At 48.3% G+C, this 20,956-nt stretch carries 17 protein-coding genes; 9 read left to right on the top strand and 8 right to left on the bottom strand.

Going from position 1 to position 20,956, the window contains the following annotated elements; all coding sequences use genetic code 11:
- Positions 1–41 precede the first annotated feature (41 nt).
- Both WBJ53_RS16255 and WBJ53_RS16260 read right to left on the bottom strand, forming a co-directional pair.
- The gene (locus tag WBJ53_RS16255; RefSeq protein ID WP_338867966.1) at positions 42–338 is read right to left on the bottom strand and encodes a hypothetical protein; all 297 of its coding nucleotides are present in this window, start codon (positions 336–338) and stop codon (positions 42–44) included.
- Positions 339–397: 59 nt separating this feature from the next.
- Entirely contained in the window at positions 398–994 is a 597-nt protein-coding gene (locus tag WBJ53_RS16260; RefSeq protein ID WP_338867968.1) for a hypothetical protein, read from the bottom strand.
- Positions 995–1,622: 628 nt separating this feature from the next.
- Between WBJ53_RS16260 and WBJ53_RS16265 the strand changes: the two genes are divergently transcribed.
- The 3 genes from WBJ53_RS16265 to WBJ53_RS16275 all read left to right on the top strand — a co-directional run bounded on the left by WBJ53_RS16265 (position 1,623) and on the right by WBJ53_RS16275 (position 5,120).
- Positions 1,623–2,198 carry a Crp/Fnr family transcriptional regulator gene (locus WBJ53_RS16265; protein WP_338867970.1) on the top strand — a complete coding sequence of 192 codons (576 nt, stop codon included), beginning with the start codon at positions 1,623–1,625 and terminating at the stop codon, positions 2,196–2,198.
- A gap of 466 nt (positions 2,199–2,664) precedes the next feature.
- Positions 2,665–3,945, top strand: a complete 1,281-nt coding sequence (locus WBJ53_RS16270; protein ID WP_338867971.1) for a parallel beta-helix domain-containing protein — start codon at positions 2,665–2,667, stop codon at positions 3,943–3,945.
- Between the two features lie 80 nt (positions 3,946–4,025).
- Positions 4,026–5,120 (top strand): SO2930 family diheme c-type cytochrome, encoded by a 1,095-nt coding sequence (locus WBJ53_RS16275; protein WP_338867973.1) that lies wholly within the window; start codon positions 4,026–4,028, stop codon positions 5,118–5,120.
- A 29-nt stretch (positions 5,121–5,149) separates the two neighbouring features.
- On the opposite strand, the gene WBJ53_RS16280 is transcribed toward WBJ53_RS16275, so the two are convergent.
- Positions 5,150–5,485 (bottom strand): hypothetical protein, encoded by a 336-nt coding sequence (locus WBJ53_RS16280; protein ID WP_338877195.1) that lies wholly within the window; start codon positions 5,483–5,485, stop codon positions 5,150–5,152.
- A 392-nt stretch (positions 5,486–5,877) separates the two neighbouring features.
- On the opposite strand from WBJ53_RS16280, the gene WBJ53_RS16285 reads away from it, so the two are divergent.
- A complete protein-coding gene (locus tag WBJ53_RS16285) occupies positions 5,878–8,253 on the top strand; it encodes a TonB-dependent receptor (protein WP_338867975.1) in 2,376 nt (791 codons plus the stop codon).
- A gap of 208 nt (positions 8,254–8,461) precedes the next feature.
- Here WBJ53_RS16285 and WBJ53_RS16290 read toward each other — a convergent pair whose 3' ends face one another.
- A complete protein-coding gene (locus tag WBJ53_RS16290) occupies positions 8,462–9,094 on the bottom strand; it encodes a deoxynucleoside kinase (protein WP_338867977.1) in 633 nt (210 codons plus the stop codon).
- A gap of 140 nt (positions 9,095–9,234) precedes the next feature.
- Between WBJ53_RS16290 and WBJ53_RS16295 the strand changes: the two genes are divergently transcribed.
- Positions 9,235–10,209 carry a rhodanese-related sulfurtransferase gene (locus WBJ53_RS16295; RefSeq protein ID WP_338867978.1) on the top strand — a complete coding sequence of 325 codons (975 nt, stop codon included), beginning with the start codon at positions 9,235–9,237 and terminating at the stop codon, positions 10,207–10,209.
- A gap of 87 nt (positions 10,210–10,296) precedes the next feature.
- On the opposite strand, the gene WBJ53_RS16300 is transcribed toward WBJ53_RS16295, so the two are convergent.
- The gene (locus tag WBJ53_RS16300) at positions 10,297–11,226 is read right to left on the bottom strand and encodes a glycosyltransferase family 2 protein (protein ID WP_338867979.1); all 930 of its coding nucleotides are present in this window, start codon (positions 11,224–11,226) and stop codon (positions 10,297–10,299) included.
- Positions 11,223–11,762 (bottom strand): GNAT family N-acetyltransferase, encoded by a 540-nt coding sequence (locus WBJ53_RS16305; protein ID WP_338867981.1) that lies wholly within the window; start codon positions 11,760–11,762, stop codon positions 11,223–11,225. The genes WBJ53_RS16300 and WBJ53_RS16305 overlap by 4 nt, the downstream gene beginning before the upstream one ends.
- Before the next feature lie 105 nt (positions 11,763–11,867).
- Between WBJ53_RS16305 and surE the strand changes: the two genes are divergently transcribed.
- Positions 11,868–12,644, top strand: coding sequence for a 5'/3'-nucleotidase SurE (gene surE, locus WBJ53_RS16310; protein WP_338867983.1), 777 nt, complete (start codon positions 11,868–11,870; stop codon positions 12,642–12,644).
- A 6-nt stretch (positions 12,645–12,650) separates the two neighbouring features.
- A complete protein-coding gene (locus tag WBJ53_RS16315) occupies positions 12,651–14,192 on the top strand; it encodes a GH3 auxin-responsive promoter family protein (protein ID WP_338867985.1) in 1,542 nt (513 codons plus the stop codon).
- 68 nt (positions 14,193–14,260) lie between these two features.
- On the opposite strand, the gene WBJ53_RS16320 is transcribed toward WBJ53_RS16315, so the two are convergent.
- Both WBJ53_RS16320 and WBJ53_RS16325 read right to left on the bottom strand, forming a co-directional pair.
- Positions 14,261–14,896 (bottom strand): LysE family transporter, encoded by a 636-nt coding sequence (locus WBJ53_RS16320; protein ID WP_338867987.1) that lies wholly within the window; start codon positions 14,894–14,896, stop codon positions 14,261–14,263.
- Between the two features lie 148 nt (positions 14,897–15,044).
- Positions 15,045–15,593 carry an NUDIX hydrolase gene (locus WBJ53_RS16325; protein ID WP_338867990.1) on the bottom strand — a complete coding sequence of 183 codons (549 nt, stop codon included), beginning with the start codon at positions 15,591–15,593 and terminating at the stop codon, positions 15,045–15,047.
- Positions 15,594–15,843: 250 nt separating this feature from the next.
- Here WBJ53_RS16325 and WBJ53_RS16330 point away from each other — a divergent pair, with 250 nt between their 5' ends.
- Both WBJ53_RS16330 and WBJ53_RS16335 read left to right on the top strand, forming a co-directional pair.
- Positions 15,844–17,403, top strand: a complete 1,560-nt coding sequence (locus WBJ53_RS16330) for a M20/M25/M40 family metallo-hydrolase (RefSeq protein ID WP_338867992.1) — start codon at positions 15,844–15,846, stop codon at positions 17,401–17,403.
- A gap of 254 nt (positions 17,404–17,657) precedes the next feature.
- Entirely contained in the window at positions 17,658–20,936 is a 3,279-nt protein-coding gene (locus WBJ53_RS16335; RefSeq protein WP_338867994.1) for a two-component regulator propeller domain-containing protein, read from the top strand.
- Positions 20,937–20,956: the final 20 nt, after the last annotated feature.

The raw sequence follows: 20,956 nt of genomic DNA on the forward strand, positions 1-20,956 counted from the left end.
ACACTTGCAGCAAACCTCATGTTGGCAGCAGGCGATGTACATTACACGACTGGCGGAGAAGGAAATACTGTATTAATTACCTGTTGCAAGGCGTTCACATCAGGTAAAATAAACCACGTTGGATTTCCTGGCCTTACAGTGGGATAACCGATGTCGGGATTGTCCTCATTCCAGTAATTGTAATTATGGCGCAACCCGAAAACTTTTTCTCCATTCTGAAGCTCTATCTCAGCAATAGAAAAACCGTCTGGTGTACTTTGTGTTCCATCGTGAAGAACTCGAATTACTTTTTTGATACGGTTTTTTGGATAAACAACATCTTTTGGATTATAAGGCATAGTGTTTTGGTTTTAGAAAGCATCCCTGATCGAAAATGACTGGATTAGCAGCAGGCGTGTCAATAGTCTTTTTCCTCTTCCTTAATAAAGTGTTTGTCAAATTCTAACGGCTTTTTTGGGTAAATACAAGCTATATAAATGAAGTAGATAAGCATACTGACGCCAACAAATAATAGTAAGCCTTGCTTGGCAAGCGAAGTCTCTACTAAAATTAGGATTGCCCCAATAGTTAAAGACCCAAATGAATAAAAAACAAAAAACTTCCGACTTGGCTTGTTTCGCCATTTGTACAAAAGCAATAAAAGTGGAATGATGGCGATAGAAGATACGCCTACATTGTAGCGTTCCTCTTTTATACTCACAAAAGCACAAAAAAAAACAAAAGGCATTATTGCGTCAACAAGAATATAAGCAACTGACCTTCGGTCAACAGGTACATTATCGTTCATGTCACCATTCAAGTGCATGTAATCAACAACAGAAAATATAGCAATAATAAGACAAGTATAAAAGTCAGGAAAGATAAAGTCGTCTGTTGATAATGAGCGCTTACTCAGAATAAGGTCGTAAACCATATTACCTAAAAAAGCTGGATAAAGTAGCCCATATATAACGGAGCTAAGTCTTTTCTTCCAATTGTTTTGCTTCTCGTTCAAGACGATAAATTTTTAAAACGGCGCATTACTTGCCAGCAATTCGACAATTACAACACTTTCAATAAAAAATACACAATTTACATTTTTATCGCTATAATATTCTAAACCGTTGCCTAACGGGGTGTTTATTGTGTCCCATGCCACGTTGCAAACTCACTTTTGACTGCCGCAAAGGGGGCGTTTCTCATGTTAACCGAAACCGGACCAACAAACATAAACCGCCCTGTCGCGGGACGGGTAACTTGTCACACGAAGCCCACCAATACGTTATTAGCTGTTACGTTCCACCCAACATACTATCATACGCAAGTCCCCTTAAACCAATACCCTAACAATTAACCTATTGATAGTAAGCACACCCATTTTTCTCCCCCAACCACAAAGCAAGAATACTCACCTCAACTCATTTAAGCAACTCAACTATCCATTAAGCTACCAATCCATGCTCTGAATTTATTACACGGCGCAAAGTGCTAACGTAACCTCTAAAACTTACATTTATTCTCCCAAAAGCAGCCCCTATGCCAAATACTGTAAACAGAAAACCGTCTCCCGTCACCGTAGTAGAAAGACATAAGCGTTTCGCTTTACGGGTTGCTATACCTTAGATTCTTTATTACCCATCGTAATGCGTCCCGTTGATTGCATCATCAACTATCTGGAAGGCTTTGTGCCGCTACCGGCCGAAGCCAAAGCAGCCTTGAGCGCGATGCTGCACTATAAGCGCATTGGCCGCAAAGAGCATATCGTGTGGCCCAATCAGGTGCATGAATACATTTCGTTTATTTATACCGGTTGTGTGCGCGAGTACTACATCGACGACCGCGAGCAGGAAGTGGCCCTTTGGTTCGGCTTTCCCTACGATGTTGTTGTGGCGTTGCCCAGCTTTATTGCGCAGCAAGCCGGTCATACGGGCATTCAGGCGCTGGACGACACCGAAGTGCTTCAGATTAACCGCACCGATTTATACGCCCTCTTCGATCAGTTCCACGCCATCGAACGGCTGGGTCGCCTGCTCACCGAGCAATACCTCATCAACAGCGACAACTACATTCAGAGCCTTCAGACGCAAAGTGCGCAGGTCCGCTACGAGAATCTGCTGGCCCGCCGACCGCAGATTCTACAGACGGTGCCTCTTTCCATGATTGCGTCGTACCTCGGCATCAGCCAGGAAACCCTCAGCCGGATTCGCGCCAAACGGTAGCTCCTGTCCGCTTTCCCTGCCCTCACGGCTACGATTCAACTCCGAAGGAGTACTATTCGTATAGAGCAAGCCTACGCTGTTGAGCGTAGTATTGACTACGCGCTGACGACGGCTTCGTTTGCGAGTGAATAAAGCCCTCTTCAGAGCAGGGTTGTTAAGTTCTGTTTTTCAACGCCGAAGGCGTGTCAGGATTATAGCAAAAAAGGCCGTAAGAAGCCATATAGAGCCCTGAAAGGGCGGCATTATGTCACGGCACCGGCCGCCCGGCCTTTCAGGGCTCTATATGGGTCACTTCCCCTTTTCTACAATACTATCATCCCTACGGGATTGGAACTTACCCTGCTGTTTCTCGGATAGACAAAACGAACAGCCGTATGCGGTTCCAGACAATAATTTGATCTTTGTCAAGCGCTTCGCCCAAAAAATCCTACCATATTGCAGGATAATCCTAAAACCGCCATCCTGTATGAAATTGCTGATTTCTGGCATCAGTGCCCTGCTGCTCGGTGTCTGGCTGAGTTCCTGTAACTCGTCGACCTCGCAGCAAAGCAAATTAGATGTAGCCACCCTGCCCAAAGCATCGCCCGAACAAATCGAAAAGCTGGTCGAACAGTTTATCGACGCGCAGGAAGGGCAAACCATCCAGATTCCCGAAGGCTATTTTGAGCTAAACACCCAGTTGATTCTGGACAAGGTCAATAAAGTGACCATCAAAGGAGCCGGTATGTACAAATCCGTGCTGTCGTTCAGGAACATCACTACCGGGGGCGAAGGCATGAAAATAGCCGGAAACGGCATTGTGTTGCAGGATTTCACGGTGATGGACGCTCCCGGCGACTGTATTAAAACCCAGCACTGCGAAGGTCTGACGTTTCGGGCGGTTAATACGACCTGGACCCATCAGGATTTGAGCAAAAGCGGAACCTATGGCATCTATCCAGTTCAGTGCAAAAACGTATTGGTCGAAAAATGCGAAGTGTCGCACTCGCGCGATGCGGGCATCTACGTAGGGCAATCCGAAAACATTATCGTTCGCGACAATGTCGTGTTTGAGAACGTGGCCGGTATCGAAATCGAGAATTCCGACAACGCCGAAGTCTACAACAACCTGACCGAAAACAACACGGGCGGCATTCTGGTGTTCAACCTGCCCGGCCTGCCGAAGCCGTTTGGCTCGCGGACGAAGGTGTATAACAACACCATCCGCAATAATAACCACGACAATTTTGCGGTAGCCAGCGCCGGTCAGAACGGGAACGCCATTACGATGGTGCCACCCGGTAGCGGTATTATTATACTGGCGGGCAACGAGGTCGAAATTTTCAACAACAAACTCATCGACCAGAAAACGATCTCGATTGCCATTGCCAGCTATCACATCACCGAACTGCCCATCCCGAACCATCCCGGCTGGTCGCCCTTCACGACCAACATATCCGTTCATGATAACACTTTCGAGCATAAATTCGGCGTCCCCGACCTGACGAAAGACCTGGGTAAACTGATCGCGGCCAAGTGCCTGAAATCGCAGGATATTGTCTATGATGGCATTATCGACGATACCAAAGGGAAAGACGTTACCAAAAACCCGATGAATATCTGCATCGGCGAAAAGCAGAAAGACCTGCGGTTTTCGCGCCTGCTGATACCCGCCAGTGGCAAGGTCACCGACATCGACGTGTTCAACGATCTCAATACGTTCAATACGTGCCAGGTCGCCGTACAAACATCGCCCCCGGTGATGTGATAGCGCCGTTTTTTTAGAACACAGATGACACGGATTAAACAGATTTACACGGCAAAATCAATGATTCACTCAATTACATTATGTTGAAAAGAAACGGGTTGTTTGTGGCGGTGCTGGTGTTTGTGGCGGTTGTGTTTCATGCCTGTTTTGTGAAGAATCGGGCAACGGTTCACCCCTCGCAGATCGACTTCTCGGCACTTCCGCTCAAAAAACTTTCGGAGTATGGCTTTTTTACCGGCAATCTGAGTCAGATGCAGCCGAATGAAAAGGTGCTGGCTTATGAGCCCGTTGCCACGCTGTTTACCGATTATGCGTTCAAGAAGCGGTTTGTCTGGATGCCTGAAGGCAGCTCGGCTACGGTCGACGCCGACCAGCCCGACGATCCGCTGAACTTCCCGGACAAAACCATCCTGATCAAGAACTTCTACTACCCCGCCGACTTCACAAAACCGACGGGAGAAAAACGGATTCTCGAAACGCGCCTGTTAGTGAAAGACAACGGAAGCTGGAAAGCCTACCCCTACCGCTGGAACGACGACCAGACCGAGGCCGATTATAAAATAACGGGCGAAACGATTCCGGTTAGCTGGAACGATGAACACGGGCAGCGTCACGCCATTAACTACGCGATGCCCAACAAGAATCAGTGTAAAAGCTGCCATAACCAGCAGGATGCCTTCGTACCGATTGGCCCGAAAGTAAAGCAGCTTAACCATTCGATTACCTATGCGGATGGTCATACGGAGAACCAGCTAACCCGATGGACGAAGCTGGGCTACCTGAACGCAACATCCGAAACCATTGCCCGCATTACCCCGCTGGTCAGTATGAACGACGCACAGGCATCGCTCGACGCCCGCGCCCGTTCGTATCTGGATGTGAACTGCGGCCACTGCCACAATCCGAAAGGGCCTGCCTCTACATCGGGTCTATACCTGAATTATGAACAGAAAGACCCGTTTCACTGGGGTGTCTTGAAGTCGCCCGTAGCCGCCGGTATCGGAGCCGGAACGTTCAAATTCGACATCGATCCCGGTCAGGGAAAAGCGTCTATCATGACCTACCGCATGAATTCGGTTCATCCCGGCATTATGATGCCTGAGCTTGGCCGTGTCAGCATCCACACCGAAGGTGTAGCCCTGATTGAGTCGTGGATCAACAGTTTGAAGAAGTAAGCCTGGCTCGTTGAGCCAGGCTCAGAACCTTACGGCTTTACTTTTTCAAGGTAGCCTATTTTTTCCCAGTCAGCTTTTGGAGTAAGGGTAATCCCAATTAAAATGGAGTCGTTCGCGCCTTTCTGTAGTGAGGCCGTATTACTTCTTAGTTCGGCTCTAACCTGTTCAGGCGAAAGCTTGTACATAGCCCCATCGGCAGCATCGACAATGAGTCCAATTAGGCCTCCAAAGATAATATTACCAGCAATCCAGCCATCTACTTTCCGCGTCAGAACAATTTCATAGGGATTATAGCCTTCCATTTCCACTTTGATGGCCTGGGTGTCTTTGCGTAGTAATTTCACAACCATAGGCGTTATACCCATGTTTTGCCCATTGACAGAAATGGAAGCGCCAGTAGGTGTGCTGGATATACCAATTTGTTGTTTAGAGCCGTGCAGAATGGTAGCACATCCAGTTACAGTGAGCGTAAGCGCAAAGAAAAAAAACGAATCATATAGAACAGTAATGGTTATGGTGAACAGGCAAGAATAATAGTGTCTACTTGAAAAAGCAATCAAACAACAAATAAAGTCACCTTTATATAATCCATATTTACTACACGGTATTTGGTTCCTGAAAGTACTTCCGCGAAACGTACTTCACTTGTTAATCACAGCGCCTTCACCGAATACCGTAAACAGAAAACCGCCCACCACTATAGGGGTATCGGGCAAACTAACTGTCGGGAGAGCAAACCATCATACTCTCCAAACAGATGTTTACTCTATTTCGAAATCTTCTTGTTGTCTTTTTAGCCCTGTCTCCCCTGTCGCTTTTGGGTCAGGGATTTACCCAAACCATTCGGGGTGTTGTTGTCGACCAGAGTTTACAGGCTCCCCTTCCCGGTGCTACCGTTGTTGTCGTAAACAGCACCCCGCTCAAAGGCACCAGCACCGACGCAGCGGGCCAGTTTCGGCTCAGTCAGGTGCCGGTTGGGCGGCAAACGCTTCAGGTCAGTGCGGTAGGTTATAAGAATGTGCTGCTACAGAATATTGCTGTCGATGCCGGAAAAGAACTGGTCCTGAACGTGTCGCTCGAAGAAACCGTGAATCAGCTATCGGAAATCAACGTAAAGCCGACCATCGAGAAAGACAAACCACTGAACGAAATGGCGGCAGTGTCGGCCCGTACGTTTTCCGTCGAAGAAACGCAGAAGTTTGCGGCCGCCGTCAACGACCCCGCCCGAATGGCGACGGCCTATGCGGGTGTTGTAGGTGCCGACGATGGCAACAACTATATCGTTATCCGGGGTAACGCACCCAATGGTCTGCTCTGGCGCATGGAAGGCGTTGAAATCCCGAACCCCAATCATTTCGCCAATCTGGGCACCACCGGCGGTGGCATTTCGATTCTGAGTGCGCAGTTACTGGCCAATTCCGACTTTCTGACCGGGGCTTTTCCGGCCGAGTACGGCAATGCGCTATCGGGCGTTTTCGATCTGCGACTGCGTCGGGGCAACAATACCAAACGCGAATACACCATCCAGGCTGGTGTACTGGGCCTGGATGTGGCCGCCGAAGGGCCCATTGCCAAAGGCTATAATGGCTCATTTTTGATTAATTACCGCTATTCGACCCTCGGTTTGTTGTCTAAACTGGGCGTAAGTGTCGGCGTGGGCGAGCAGGTATTTCAGGATTTGTCGTTCAATGTCTATCTGCCCACTAAAAAAGCGGGAACGTTCACCCTTTTCGGCTTTGGTGGTCTGAGCAGCAGTAAAAACAAAGCCCCCGCCGACTCAACAAAGTGGGAATACGACTACGAACGCTACAACGAAGATTTTCGGTCGAATACGGGAGCCGCTGGCCTGACCCACACGATTCCGTTTAGCCGGAAAGCAGTGCTTAAAACAGTTTTGCTGGCATCGGGTTTCGGGAATCGGCTGCGCGAGGAACGGCTCGAACCTTCGGACAACTACCGGGCCACGGAGCGCGCCAACGAAAGCTACGTGACCCAGAAACGCATTCTGTCATCGACGCTAACCTATAAACTCAATCCGCAACACACCATCCGGGCAGGGGTGATTGGTAGTCAGTTGCTGTATGATCTGTCGCAACGGACGTGGGAAGCGGAGCAGCAGCAGGTTGTGACGCGCATTCAGCTAAGTGATCAGACGAATACGCTACAGGCTTTTGGGCAATGGAATTACCGGGCTTCGGAGCAACTGACGTTCAACGCGGGCCTGCACTACCTCCGCCTTGCGCTCAATGGTAGTTCGTCGCTCGAACCGCGCGGTTCTGTTCGCTGGGCATTTCGGCCCAATCAGTCGCTGAGTTTTGGGTATGGGCTGCACAGCCAGCTTCAGAATCCGGCGACTTATTTTGTGTTGCCGATCAGCGCGTCGGGCGAAACGCCGAGTCAGACTAACCAGAAACTGGGCTTCACGCGCTCGCACCACTATGTGCTGGCCTACGACCGCCGGCTCAACACCCGCGCCGATGGGGCTCCGCTGCGTCTGAAAGTTGAAACGTACTACCAATGGCTGTTCGATGTGCCGGTTAGTGCCAACCAGCGGGATGCCTTTTCGGTCATCAACAATTTCAGTGGGTTTGCCGACCGCGATCTGGTCAACTCAGGTAATGGGCGTAATTATGGGCTGGAACTAACCCTGGAACAGTTTCTGCATCGGGGACTTTATTTCCTGCTGTCGTCGTCGCTTTATAATTCAGAATACCGGGGTTCGGATGGCATCTGGCGCAACACGCGCTGGAACGGACGGTATGCCCAGAGCCTGCTGATCGGGAAAGAATGGACGGCGGGCTCGAATGTGTTTGGCCTTAACCTCAAGCTGAGCTACTATGGTGGCTATCGCGATACGCCTATCGATGTCGAAAAATCCCGGCAACTGGACCAAACCGAATACATCGATAGTCAGTCGTTTACGACCCAGCTTCCCGATTATTTCCGCCCCGACATCCGACTGAGCTGGAAGCGAAATAAACTCCATTCGACCCGTACGCTCTCGCTCGATCTACAAAATGCTATAAACCGACAAAATGTCTATGGCCAAACATTCGATCCGCTCAGTGGTACCGTAAAAACATTTTATGGCACGGGCATGATCCCCGTATTGAGCTATCGTGTTGTGTTCTAAAAGGTCGTAGTCGGTTGGAAATAGCCCATCGTTGAGCGTAGTCTAACTAGCAGAAAATCAAAGTCTATGTTATCAATAGAAAAGCCCATAGGGTCGACATCTTAGTAGCGGTGTAGAAGAATAGCTACTACGATGACATGCCTACGGCGTTGTTATGAAAAAGCCCTGCACAGGAAAATAAGTGGCTCGCTTATTTGGTAAAAATCAACTACGGTGACGATAGCAATGCCAGTCGTTGATCGATCAGTCCGACGATCTGAGCAAAATCGTCGGACTGCTGAGCGTAGTCCAGTTGGTTGACATCCACAATCAACAGTTCGCCAATTCGATATGAAGTCACAAATTCTTCATAGAGTTGATTGAGCCGACCCAGATAATCATCGCTGATCGATTGCTCGAACGAACGGCCCCGCTTTTCGATCTGCCGCCGGAGTTTATCCAGATCAGCCCGCAGATAGATCATCAGATCGGGTGGGCGAACCAAACTCATCATATTTTCGAAGACACTCCGGTACGTGTGATAATCGCGATCGCTTAAGGTACCAAGCTGGTGCAGGTTTCGGGCAAAAATGGCAGCATCTTCATAAATAGTCCGATCCTGTACCACTGTGGTTTGTCCCTCTTCGGCAGCCGTAAGCACCCGACGCATCTGGGCGAAACGGCTATTCAGAAAAAAAATTTGCAGGTTAAAGGCCCATCGGTGCATATCGCCGTAGAAATCGGCCAGATACGGGTTCCCCTCGACCGCTTCGTATAGAACTTCCCAGCCATAGTGACTGGCCAGCATCCCGGCTAGTGTTGTCTTGCCAGCCCCAATATTTCCGGTGATTGCGATGTGCATAAAAAAAGGGAAAATCTGCTTCTATAACGAACTTTGACGATTTGAGTTTAATTTTGTAGTTGAAAAGAGACATCGATAAGCGCCTGATCTGCCCTGCAGACTGTCGGCTCTTTCATACATTCACTCTTTGGCTGTTTACCATGAAACCGTACCGCGTTCTTCTCTACTATATTTATTCACCCATCGAAAACCCAGAACAATACCGTGAGGAGCATCATTTGCTTTGTTTGGAACTGAATTTACTGGGCCGGGTCATTGTTGCCCCCGAAGGATTGAATGGAACCGTTTCGGGGCTGGCGGCCGATTGCGACGCCTACATGGATACGCTCCGCAACGACCCTCGCTTTGCTGGTATCGAGTTTAAGATCGACGAATCGGACGAGCATACGTTTCAGAAACTGCACGTTCGGGTAAAAAAAGAGATTGTCCATTCCGATTTGCCCGTCGATCCACTTCGGCAAACAGGTATCCATCTGGAACCTGACGATTTTAAAAGACTGAAAAACGACCCCAATGTGGTGCTGGTCGATATGCGTTCCAACTACGAACACTCGGTCGGAAAATTCAAAGGAGCCATTACGTTCGATATGGAAAATCTTCGCGAATTGCCGGAGCATATCCATGAAATTGAACACCTCAAAGGCTCGGATAAGAAAATCATTACATATTGCACGGGTGGAATTAAATGCGAAAAAGCCTCCGCTTACTTAATAGCACAGGGCTTCGACAATGTGTACCAGCTCCACGGTGGCATCATCAAATATGGCATGGAAGCGGGTGGCGAAGATTTCGACGGCGAATGCTATGTGTTCGACAATCGGGTTACGGTACCGGTCAATCATGTCAACCCGTCCGTTATATCGACCTGTCACCGCTGTGGTACCCCAACCAGCCGTATGGTCAACTGTGCCAGTCCGGCCTGCAACAACCACTTCACCCTCTGCGAAGCCTGCGGACTCGACCATCAGGGAACCTGCTCCGACGCCTGCAAAGAAGATCCTGAACTCCGCCCTTACGACGGCACCGGCTACTATGGCAAAGAAACACTAAGTTATTCGCCCCTTCAGGGTTTCAAAAGCCGTCAGGGCCAACCGTTGACGGTGGAGATAAAGTGAGTTTAGGGTTTACGGTGGCTCCGTCTGTCAGCATACATCCTTCTTGTGCGAAGCAACCGTAAACCGAAAAGTGAATACCGCATACCCTCACTCCCGAATCCGGTAGGCAGGTTTACGGCTGGCTTCGAAATAGGTGCGCATCTGCATCTCACCAATCAATCCGAATGCCAGCAGTTGAAAGCCGCCGAGCAGAAGAACGGCCAGCAGAATCAGCCAGAGGCTATAATTCAGGTGGGCGTTGTTTAGCTTCTGAACCAGCAGGTATAGTCCGACACTCAGACCAGCCAGTAATGAAAGTGCTGCCAGTGGGCCAAACAGCCGCATCGGCCGCCGAAAATAGCGTTGCAGGAACAACACCAGCAACAAATCGTTCAGCACTGGCCCGATTCGTCCAAGACCGTATTTCGACACCCCATGCACACGCGGATGATGCCGTACATCCATCTGGGTCATACGTGCTCCCTGCATGGCGGCCAGCACGGGAATAAAACGGTGCAGTTCGCCATACAGGCCCAACTTCTGAGCTACCTCGCGTCGAAATACTTTCAGCGTACAGCCGTAATCCCGCAAGCGAACCCCCGTAAGCCGTCGAATCAAGGCGTTGGCTACCCGGCTGGGAATTTTGCGAAGCAGTAAACCATCCTGTCGATTCGCCCGGTTTCCAGCCACAACATCCCAGTCGCCGATTTGCGCCAGATTCAGCATGAGCGGAATATCGGCCGGATCGTTCTGTAAGTCACCGTCGAGGGTAACAACAAATTCGCCCTGTGCGGCCTCGATTCCTGCGGCCAGGGCCGTAGTCTGACCGTAGTTACGGGCCAGAATAAGCAGTCTTGTCCGGTGATCGGCAAACTGCCGAATCATACTCACCGTATTGTCCATCGACCCATCATCGACTAGAATCAATTCGTAGTTCAGTTCGGTGAGCGAATCCCGAAATCGCTCCAGCAATGGGCGTATATTACCGGCCTCATTATAGAGCGGCACCACCACCGAAATCAGGGCATCGGTTTTCATTCAGAAACAGGCTTACCGACGGGCATTAGGGGCTTACTCATAATGTAGTCGTTCATCCAGTAAGGTCCAATGGCAATATCTTCCTGACGCAACACCCGAAACCCCTGCTTTTCGTAAAACTGGCGCGCTTTGTTGTAGCGATTCACATTCAGCAGCAGTTCCTGGGCACCCAGATCCCGGCACCGCTTTTCTACTTCATTAATCAGCATTTTTCCATAGCCGCTCCCCTGTGTGGCAGGCAGTACATAAATCTTATGCAGCTTGAACGACTTATTTTCCGGCTTGTAGGGAGCAAAAGCAGCAAATCCCCACAGCACAGGATTGTCCGTACTTTCCTGAGTTTCGAGTAATACAAAGGTATGCCCCATCGTAGTCATCTGTTCCAGAAGCGCTTCCGGCGAATACATCGTTAAAAACATATATTCAATCTGATCCTCGGAAAGAATACTACGGTAGGTTGGTTCCCAGATTTGCTCCTGCAAACGGATAATCGTCGGGATGTCGTCGGGGGTAGCAGTACGAAGTTTAAGCGGCACGTTCTTGCGTATTTACGTAGTTTTGCAACAAAGATAGTAGTTGACGGCTAGTTGACGGCCACCGCTCCTATTGATCAATCACCGCGTTGGCGGTCCACTTTATTTATGAGCGAACAAAAGCCTTTAATTCTGGTAACAAACGACGACGGTATCACATCGCACGGCATTCGAACCCTCGTTGAGTTAATGAAACAACTAGGCTCGGTGATAGTCGTTGCCCCCAACAGCCCACAGTCGGGCATGGGACACGCCATCACCATTGCCAATCCTATCCGACTGTACCCTTCCGATATTTTCGGCGATACGCCTGCCTACGAATGTTCAGGAACTCCCGCCGACTGTGTGAAACTGGCGAAACATCATATTCTGAAAGATCGGTCACCCGATCTGGTTGTCAGCGGCATCAATCATGGCAGTAATTCATCCATCAGTATTTTATACTCGGGTACCATGTCGGCGGCCATCGAAGCGGCTATCGAAGGTATTCCAGCCATTGGTTTCTCGCTGGGCGATTTCACGCGTCAGCCCGATTTCTCGCATACGCATGAGCACATACTGGCCATTGCCCGAACGGTGCTCGACCGTGGCCTGCAACGCGGAACAGCCCTGAATGTTAACTTCCCCGCCCGAACGGCCGAAGCCCTGAAAGGCATTCGTATCTGCCGACAGGCCAATGCCAAATGGCAGGAAGTATTCGATGAACGGCGCGATCCACACGGACGGCGTTATTTCTGGCTTGCAGGCGATTTTGTAAATTTCGACACCCATGCCGAAGATACCGATGAATATGCGCTGGCTCAAAACTATACGTCTGTCGTGCCGTGTCATTACGATCTCACTTCGTATAGTATGCTGGACGAATTAAGAAACTGGAAACTGTAAACTATTATGGCACTACTTGGTAGTATGCTCAAAAACGGGATTCGGCTTACGAATGCCGTCCGGCTACGAAAAGGTAACGCGCTGAAGCAACAGCGTAAAGCCTTCCGGAAACTCATCAGTAAAGCCCGGTTTACGGAGTTCGGCACAACGTACCATTTCGACGACCTGCTGAGTGCTGTCGAATTTGGTACCCCTCGTGAGTTTTACGAAAAATTTAAACAGCAAGTCCCCATTCACGACTACAATTCCATGTTCGACAACTGGTGGAAACGGTCGCTGGAGGGTGGGCGAGACATAACCTGGCCGGGTCGGGTGAAATATTTTGCCCTTAGCTCGGGGACCTCAGAAGCAGCCTCGAAATACATTCCCGTTACGAAGTCGATGTCGAAAGCCATTCAGCGCACCAGCATCCGCCAGATTCTGACGCTTGGCTTATATCAGAATCTACCTTCGACACTCTACGAAAAAGGGTATCTGATGCTGGGTGGCAGCACCCATCTGAATGCGCGGGAAGGTCATTATGAAGGCGATTTGAGCGGTATTACGGCCAGTCAGATTCCGTTCTGGTTTCAGCGGTTTTATAAACCGGGTAAAGAAATCGCCCAGGAACGCGACTGGGCGCTGAAACTGGATGAAATTACGGAACAGGCTGGCAGTTGGGATATTGGCTATGTAGTGGGCGTTCCGGCCTGGATTCAGTTGCTGATGGAGAAAATTATTGCCCGCTATGACGTGAAAACCATTCATGATGTGTGGCCCAATCTGATGGTTTTTTGCCACGGGGGTGTCTCGTTCGAACCGTACCGAAAAGGATTTGAAAAGCTCCTGGCTCACCCCATCACCTATATCGAAACCTATCTGGCCTCCGAAGGTTTTATTGCCTACCAATCGCACCCCAATGCCGAAGGGATGCAACTGGTGCTCAACAACGGTCTCTTCTTCGAATTTATCCCGTTCAATGAACGCAATTTTTCGGCCGATGGGGAGTTGGTTGCCAACCCACAAACCCTAATGATCGACGAAATTGAGGAGGGCAAAGAATATGCCCTCCTGATCTCGACCTGTTCGGGTGCCTGGCGGTATCTGATTGGTGATACAATCCGGTTTGTCAGTAAAAAACGATCCGAAATTGTAATTACCGGCCGCACCAAACACTTCCTTAGCCTGTGTGGCGAACATTTGTCGGTCGACAACATGAATAAAGCCATCGATCTGGTTTCGCAGGATCTGGGCGTTTCAATTCGCGAATTTACGGTGGCAGGCGTCACACACGATACGCTCTTTGCCCATCACTGGTATATTGGTACCGACGACCAGGTCGATGCCATCGATTTTCGCAACCGGCTCGATGCTAAACTCAAGGAACTCAACGACGATTATGCCGTTGAACGGAAACACGCCCTGAAAGAAATCACCGTAACCGTCCTACCCGCTAAAACATTCTACAACTGGATGGACTCGAAAGGAAAAATGGGCGGTCAGCATAAATTTCCCCGCGTCCTGAAAAAGAACCTCATCGCCGACTGGGAAGCGTTTTTGGAGAAATGATTGAATGGTTGAATTGTTGAATTGTTGAATTGTAAAAAATTCAATCATTCAACAATTCAATCATTCAATCATTCAATCCATTTAGAAATCGGTCCCAGCAAACGGCTGTAGGTGATGTTTGCCGCACCGATGAGGAAGACAACCCCGGTTACGCGATTGAAAATCAGCACGACACGAGGGGTGAAAAATCGTTTGAGCCGGTTGGCGTAATAAGCCAGCGCATTTTCGGTGACGAATACCCCAACGAGGCTGGCCGTCATGAACGCATACTGCTGGCCTTCGCCATAGTGCAGATGTGCCCGAATGTAGGCTACAATGGCTACCCACGAAACGAAATTGACCGGATTCAGGGCATTCAGGAAAAAACCGGTTGTAAAATAGTAGATAAAATTACCAAAGCGGGTTTTGGGATAGGCAAGCCGGGGTGTTCCTTTCAGAATATTGACCAGCCCCATAACGACCAGAAAGACAACGCCAACGGCAGCCATTCCGGTCTCGAATCCCTTTATTTTCGGTATAAAGGAAGTTCCCAGTAAAGCCGCTGCTACAAACAAGGTATCGCCGGTAATAACGCCCAGCACAATCTTGAATCCCGACCGGAATCCATTGTCGACACTGTTCTGAATGAGCGCAAAAAATACTGTTCCAAAGGTCAGGCAAAGAGCTACCCCGACCAGGAAACCAAAAAGAATAGGTAAAAACACAGACAATTTGATTTTCGGTGTACAGTGTTCGGTATTCGGTTTATGGTTTACCGTTGCTTTGCATAAACAGGTTGTATGCTGATGGGCGAAACAACAATAAACCCTAAACTATAAACCGAATACCGAACACTGTACCTATAAACTTGTTTTAGATTCCTCGTAAGCGGGCTACAATTAATAAACCGCTGACACTCAGCGAGTCGGTAATCTGACTAGTCATAACCATATTAACCGCTTCTGATAACGGTAACTTCCAGATACGCAGGTCTTCGGTTTCTTCAGGTGCATGGTCGCCCTGGGTTAATTCTTCCGCTATGTACAGAAACCCCTCTTCGTCGGTAGCCGAATTAGACGTATGGATTCGGGCAATTTTTGTCCATTTCTGCGCGATAAGCCCCGTTTCCTCCTGCAGTTCACGCCTGGCCGATTCGAGCGGGTCGGTCCCAATGGGTGAACCACCCTCCGGAATCTCCCAGGAATATTCGTTCAATGGGTACCGATACTGACCAACCAGATAGGTATTGCCTTCACCATCGATTGGGATAACGCCAACAGCTTTATTTTTAAAACTTACAACACCATAAATGCCAGGTGTACCAGCGGGAGTTATCACATCTTCATGCCGGATCGATAGCCAGGGGTTTTCATATTTGACCGACGAATTCAGCGTCTGCCAGGGGTTTTCAGTTGTATTCATCCAGACATTAAACGTTCAAAAAGCTGCTAAGTTACCATCTTTCGCTCACACATTGCCCCCCAATTGCATTTCACGCACGAATGGCATGTTGCCAGCCAACTATTTTTTAGCAGCTATCGGGTTACCGTCATTCAGGAAAATAAAACTATTTCAAGGAACAATAAAGCAAAAAAGCAAAATACGCTATCCGTTTTTAACCTCCTGCCTTAAATTGGTTATCTTCGGGTTACTACCCAATCAATTTAATTACATGCACAACAAACTCTTCTTAACCAGTCTGCTCCTGGGCAGTACGTTACTGGGTTATGGACAGACCGAAAAGCTGGACATGACCACCATCCAGAAAATTCGGGAGGAAGGCCTTGAGCACTCCCAGGTTATGGAAACGGCCTTTTATCTGACCGATGTCAATGGCCCTCGCTTACAAGGCCCCGGCTTTATGAAGGCTGCCAACTGGGCAAAAGGGAAACTTGCCGGCTGGGGTTTACAGAATGCCCGTCTGGAAGCCTGGGGCGAGTGGGGCAAAGGCTGGGGTGTTGAGCATTGCTACCTGGCCATGACCGCTCCCTACTACAAAACGATCATTGCTGTTCCCAGAGCCTGGAGTGGCAGTACGAATAAACTACAGGCTGCCGATATTCTCTACATCAGCGCCAACGATACTACGGCTCTGGAAAGTTACCGGAGTAAGCTAAAAAACAAGGTTATTCTGCTGGAACAGAACTATACCATTTCGCCCACCTATAAGGCCGATGCCACGCGCTTTACGGATGAAGCATTAGCGAAAATGGCCAATGAAGCTGCCAGCCCACGAGCTGGCAACGACACGACCTACCGTAGCCGTATTCTGGCTATGCGCACCCAGAATGCCTTTAACCAGAAGATGCGGAAACTGGCCAAACAGGAAGGTGCGCTGGGTATGCTGAATACTACCCAGAACAGTGTTGATGGAACTCTCTTTGTTAGTGGCGACTATGCCAATGCTGCCCTGGGTGCTACCCCCGACGATCTGGCCGACCTGTCGATTGCGGCAGAAGACTACCTGACGCTCTGCCGACTTATGAAAGCGGGGGTGCCCGTAAAACTGGAATTAGAGGTTAAAACGAAATTTTATACCGACGACACCAAAGGCTATAACGTGCTGGCCGAAATTCCGGGAACCGACCCAACGCTAAAAGACGAAGTGGTGATGCTGGGTGCCCATTTCGACTCCTGGCATGCAGCCACCGGTGCCACCGACAATGCAGCAGGCAGTTCGGTCATGATGGAAGCTGTGCGAATTTTAAAAACAATTGGTGTCAAATCGCGCCGTACTATCCGGATCGCTCTCTGGAGCGGAGAAGAACAGGGCTTGCATGGCTCTAAAAACTACGTTGCCAACCATCTGGTCGATAAGGCTACGAATAAACTTAGCCCCGAAGGCAACAATATTGCCGCTTATTTCAACGTCGATAATGGCACCGGTAAAATTCGGGGCGTGTATGTACAGGGGAACGACGAAGTTGGGCCAATTTTCACTCAATGGCTAACCCCATTCCACGACCTGGGTGCAACAACTGTAACGCCCAGAAATACGGGTGGCACTGATCACCTTTCGTTCGACCGCGTTGGTCTGCCGGGTTTCCAGTTTATTCAGGACCCCATCGAATACAGCACCCGGACGCACCATACCAACATGGACACTTACGACCATCTGCAACCCGACGATCTGAAACAGGCGGCTACTGTAGTGGCCAGCTTTGTGTATAACGCAGCCATGCGCGACCAGAAACTGCCTCGCAAAGCACCGGCTACCCAGGCATCGCGGTAAACTATACTGGTGCTTTTTACAGCCGTGCTCTGATAGCTTTGATAGCAAACTGTGGCACGGCTGTAAACCAGAGGACAGCAAATAAACCTAAAATAAAAATAAGTACACTATAAAATTTATCCTTTTCAAAGTTTAGCGTTTCTTAACACCAAAATATAAGTACAACAACCTTTTAGTATTTAAAAAGATATATATAAATTACCTCGCGTAACTCGTATTTCCACAATTTAGCCTTTTGGCAACAGAATCAGAGGATGAGCATATCATTTGCGACTTCCCGCTTTTTACCCATTTCTGTACTCACCTGGAGTATTCTGCTTTTTTGTGTCACATCTTCCCATCTATGCTCTGGACAGACACCTGTATTTCAGCATCTGGACAGTAGAGATGGTCTATCCCAAAACACAGTACTATCTATTAGTCAGGATGATCGCGGATTTATCTGGATAGGCACACCAGAAGGCCTGAACCGGTATGATTCGCATAACTTCCGGATTTATCAGCATACCTCCACAAACTCTGCCAGCCTTTCTTCCGAATGGGTATCCTGCACCTTGTTCGATAAAAACCACACGCTCTGGGTAGGCACCCACCAAGGGCTCAACAAATACAACCCAAAGACGGATTCGTTTCAGTCGATATTTCATAATCCGGCCAATAAGCAAACTATAAGTAACAATTTCATTATCTGTATGTTCCAGGATCGGCGGGGACGAATCTGGATTGGCACTCAGGCGGGACTCAATCAACTTATCGATCCGAAAACCAATCAGTTCAAACAGTATACGTTTCCGGGGCATACCAACACCATCAACAGCATATGCGAAGACCAGGTAGGCAACCTCTGGCTGGGGACCGATGACGGGCTTGTTCGGATGACATTCGATCAACATACTGTTCATTCTAAACTATTCCGCAACAAGTCAGGCACGCCCAATAGTCTTCGGGAAAATACAGTTACGGCTCTGGCTATCGATTCGCAGCAGACGTTATGGATCGGTACTAAACATGGTGAGCTGGACCGGCTCAACCTTGCCGATGAATCGTTTACTCATTTCCGCCAGGCAATTTTTGGTTTGTCGGGCTCATCGCATGATGAAATTTTCTGCATGTTCACCGACCGAAACGGTACACTGCGGATTGGAACTCCCGAAGGATTAGTGAATCTGGAAACAAAGTCTCTACAAATTACCCGTTACCAGAATGATGTAGACAATCCCAATAGCTTAGGCGACAATAATATCTTTTGTATTTTTCAGGACCAACAGGGGTCTATATGGCTCGGAACCTACTACAACGGTATCAATATTCTTCATCCAGATAACACCCCCTTTAAGCTTATTACATCTAAAACACTGGGAATCAAGAATATAAACCAAATCACAGAAGACAAAAAACACAATTTGTGGGTCGGTTCAGATGGAGGTGGTTTAGATTATCTGGATCGCCGGACTGGGGCTTTAACCCATTACGGTGCGGGTCCGGGAAAGCTGCCGTCGCTCCAGACAAAAGCTATTTTTGTCGACAAAGCAGGCTACACATGGGCAGGCATGCGTCGGGGAGGTATTAGCCGACTGGATCCCGACCATCGGGAATGGGTTTCGTATCACCATGACCCGAAGGATTCCTCCTCTATTAAATCTGATAATGTCTATGCTATACTGGAGGATAGCCAACAACGGCTCTGGGTCTTAACCAGCGATGGGGTTTCTGTTTTCAACAACCGGCAAGGCCATTTACAGCCATATACGTTCAACGATCCGGTGCAGAACCAGTTAGATTCTCTGGTGGGTTTCACCATTCAGGAGGATCAGTGGAATAATATCTGGATCGGAAAACGAGGAGGCTCATATCTGCTTAGTTCTGCAACAAACAAGCTAATCTGGCTCCCTTTCACCAAGACCTCCCGTACTCCCAGCCAGTATATAACCGCAATACACCAGGATCGCCTGGGTAGAATTTGGGCTGCCACCCGAAGAGATGGGTTGAAACGATTTGACGAACATCAATATAAATTTGTTAACTATTCGGCCAAAGACGGCTTCCCAGAAATCTCAATAACTTCCTGCGAAAGTGATCGATTGGGCATATTGTGGCTAACCAGTCCACATGGGCTTATTCGGTATGACCCTGCCAGAAAAAAAAGCCTCCTATATACCTCTTCGGATGGTATTATTGGCAGTGAATTCGAACCCGGCGCATCGTTCTGCGGGCATGATGGCAAGCTATATTTTGGCACCAATAATGGGCTGATTTATTTCGACCCAATGGCCATTCGTATCAACAATCAGCCACCAAATGTGGCCTTTACCTCACTCGAAGTAGCTAATAAACCCGTTCAGATTGGCGATAGTACTAATTTATTGACTACTGAAATAAGTCTTACCAGGCAGTTGACATTTACTTATCAGCAGAACTTTTTTACTATCACCTTTGCGGTATTAAATTATTTAAAATCGGAAAAGAACCAGTTTGCTTACAAAATGGAGGGTATAGATAACGAATGGCATTACCTGAAAACGCCTTCCGTTACGTTTAACAATTTACCTGCCGGCCATTATACGCTGATGGTAAAAGGAGCTAATAATGATGGTGTATGGAGTAAAAAACCAGCGCAGATCGCTATAACTATTCTGCCACCTCTCTGGAAAACCTGGTGGGCCAGTTGTATCTATTTCCTTTCGGTTTGTGCCTTACTCTATTTTATTTTACGCTCGTTCTGGCTCCGGGCTACAATTCGGCGCGAGCAGGAACTGCATCAGGCTAAGCTAGACTTCTTCACAAACATCTCCCACGAAATCCGCACACATTTAACCTTAATCATTGGCCCAATCGATCTGCTCCTGTTCAGTAAAAAAGAAGACAAGGAGGTTCAGACTCAGCTAACCTATGCCAAAAATAGCTCGAGTAACTTGTTAAATCTGGTCACTGAGCTACTGGATTTCAGAAAAGCCGAAGCCCAAAAACTCCCCTTATTCATTGAAGAAAATGAATTGGTGAGTTTTGTTAAGAGCATATTACTTTCATTCAACTATGAATCCGAAAAAAGAAATATTTCGCTTACGTTTACAAGCAATAAAGACTCCGTTCTTCTCTGGTTCGATCCCGACCAATTTGCAAAAGTGATTTATAATTTACTCTCAAACGCGTTTAAATTTATTCAGGATGGTGGAGAAATAACAGTTCATATTCAGGAAGAACTTAACATTGTTAAGATTAGCATTTCAGACAATGGAAAAGGGATTTCGGAAGAAAACGTCAAAAAACTTTTCACCAACTATTTTCAGGTATACGACTTTGATTCACAAAATACGGGCTATGGTATAGGACTCGCGCTCGCTAAAACAATTACCGAACTGCATCATGGAGTGCTGACGGTTGAGAGTTGGGAGGCTAAGCACGGCAAACCTGGCTATACCCGCTTCTTCATTGTTCTGCTAAAAGGAAACAATCATTTTGCCAAAGAGCTATTACCCAGTCAGCCAGCTAATCCAAAAAACCAAATCAATAAGCCATCGTCAAGAATCTCATAAGGCAGTGTGCCAATAATAGC

Origin of the sequence: Spirosoma sp. SC4-14 (genome assembly GCF_037201965.1) — a bacterium.
Taxonomy (GTDB): domain Bacteria; phylum Bacteroidota; class Bacteroidia; order Cytophagales; family Spirosomataceae; genus Spirosoma.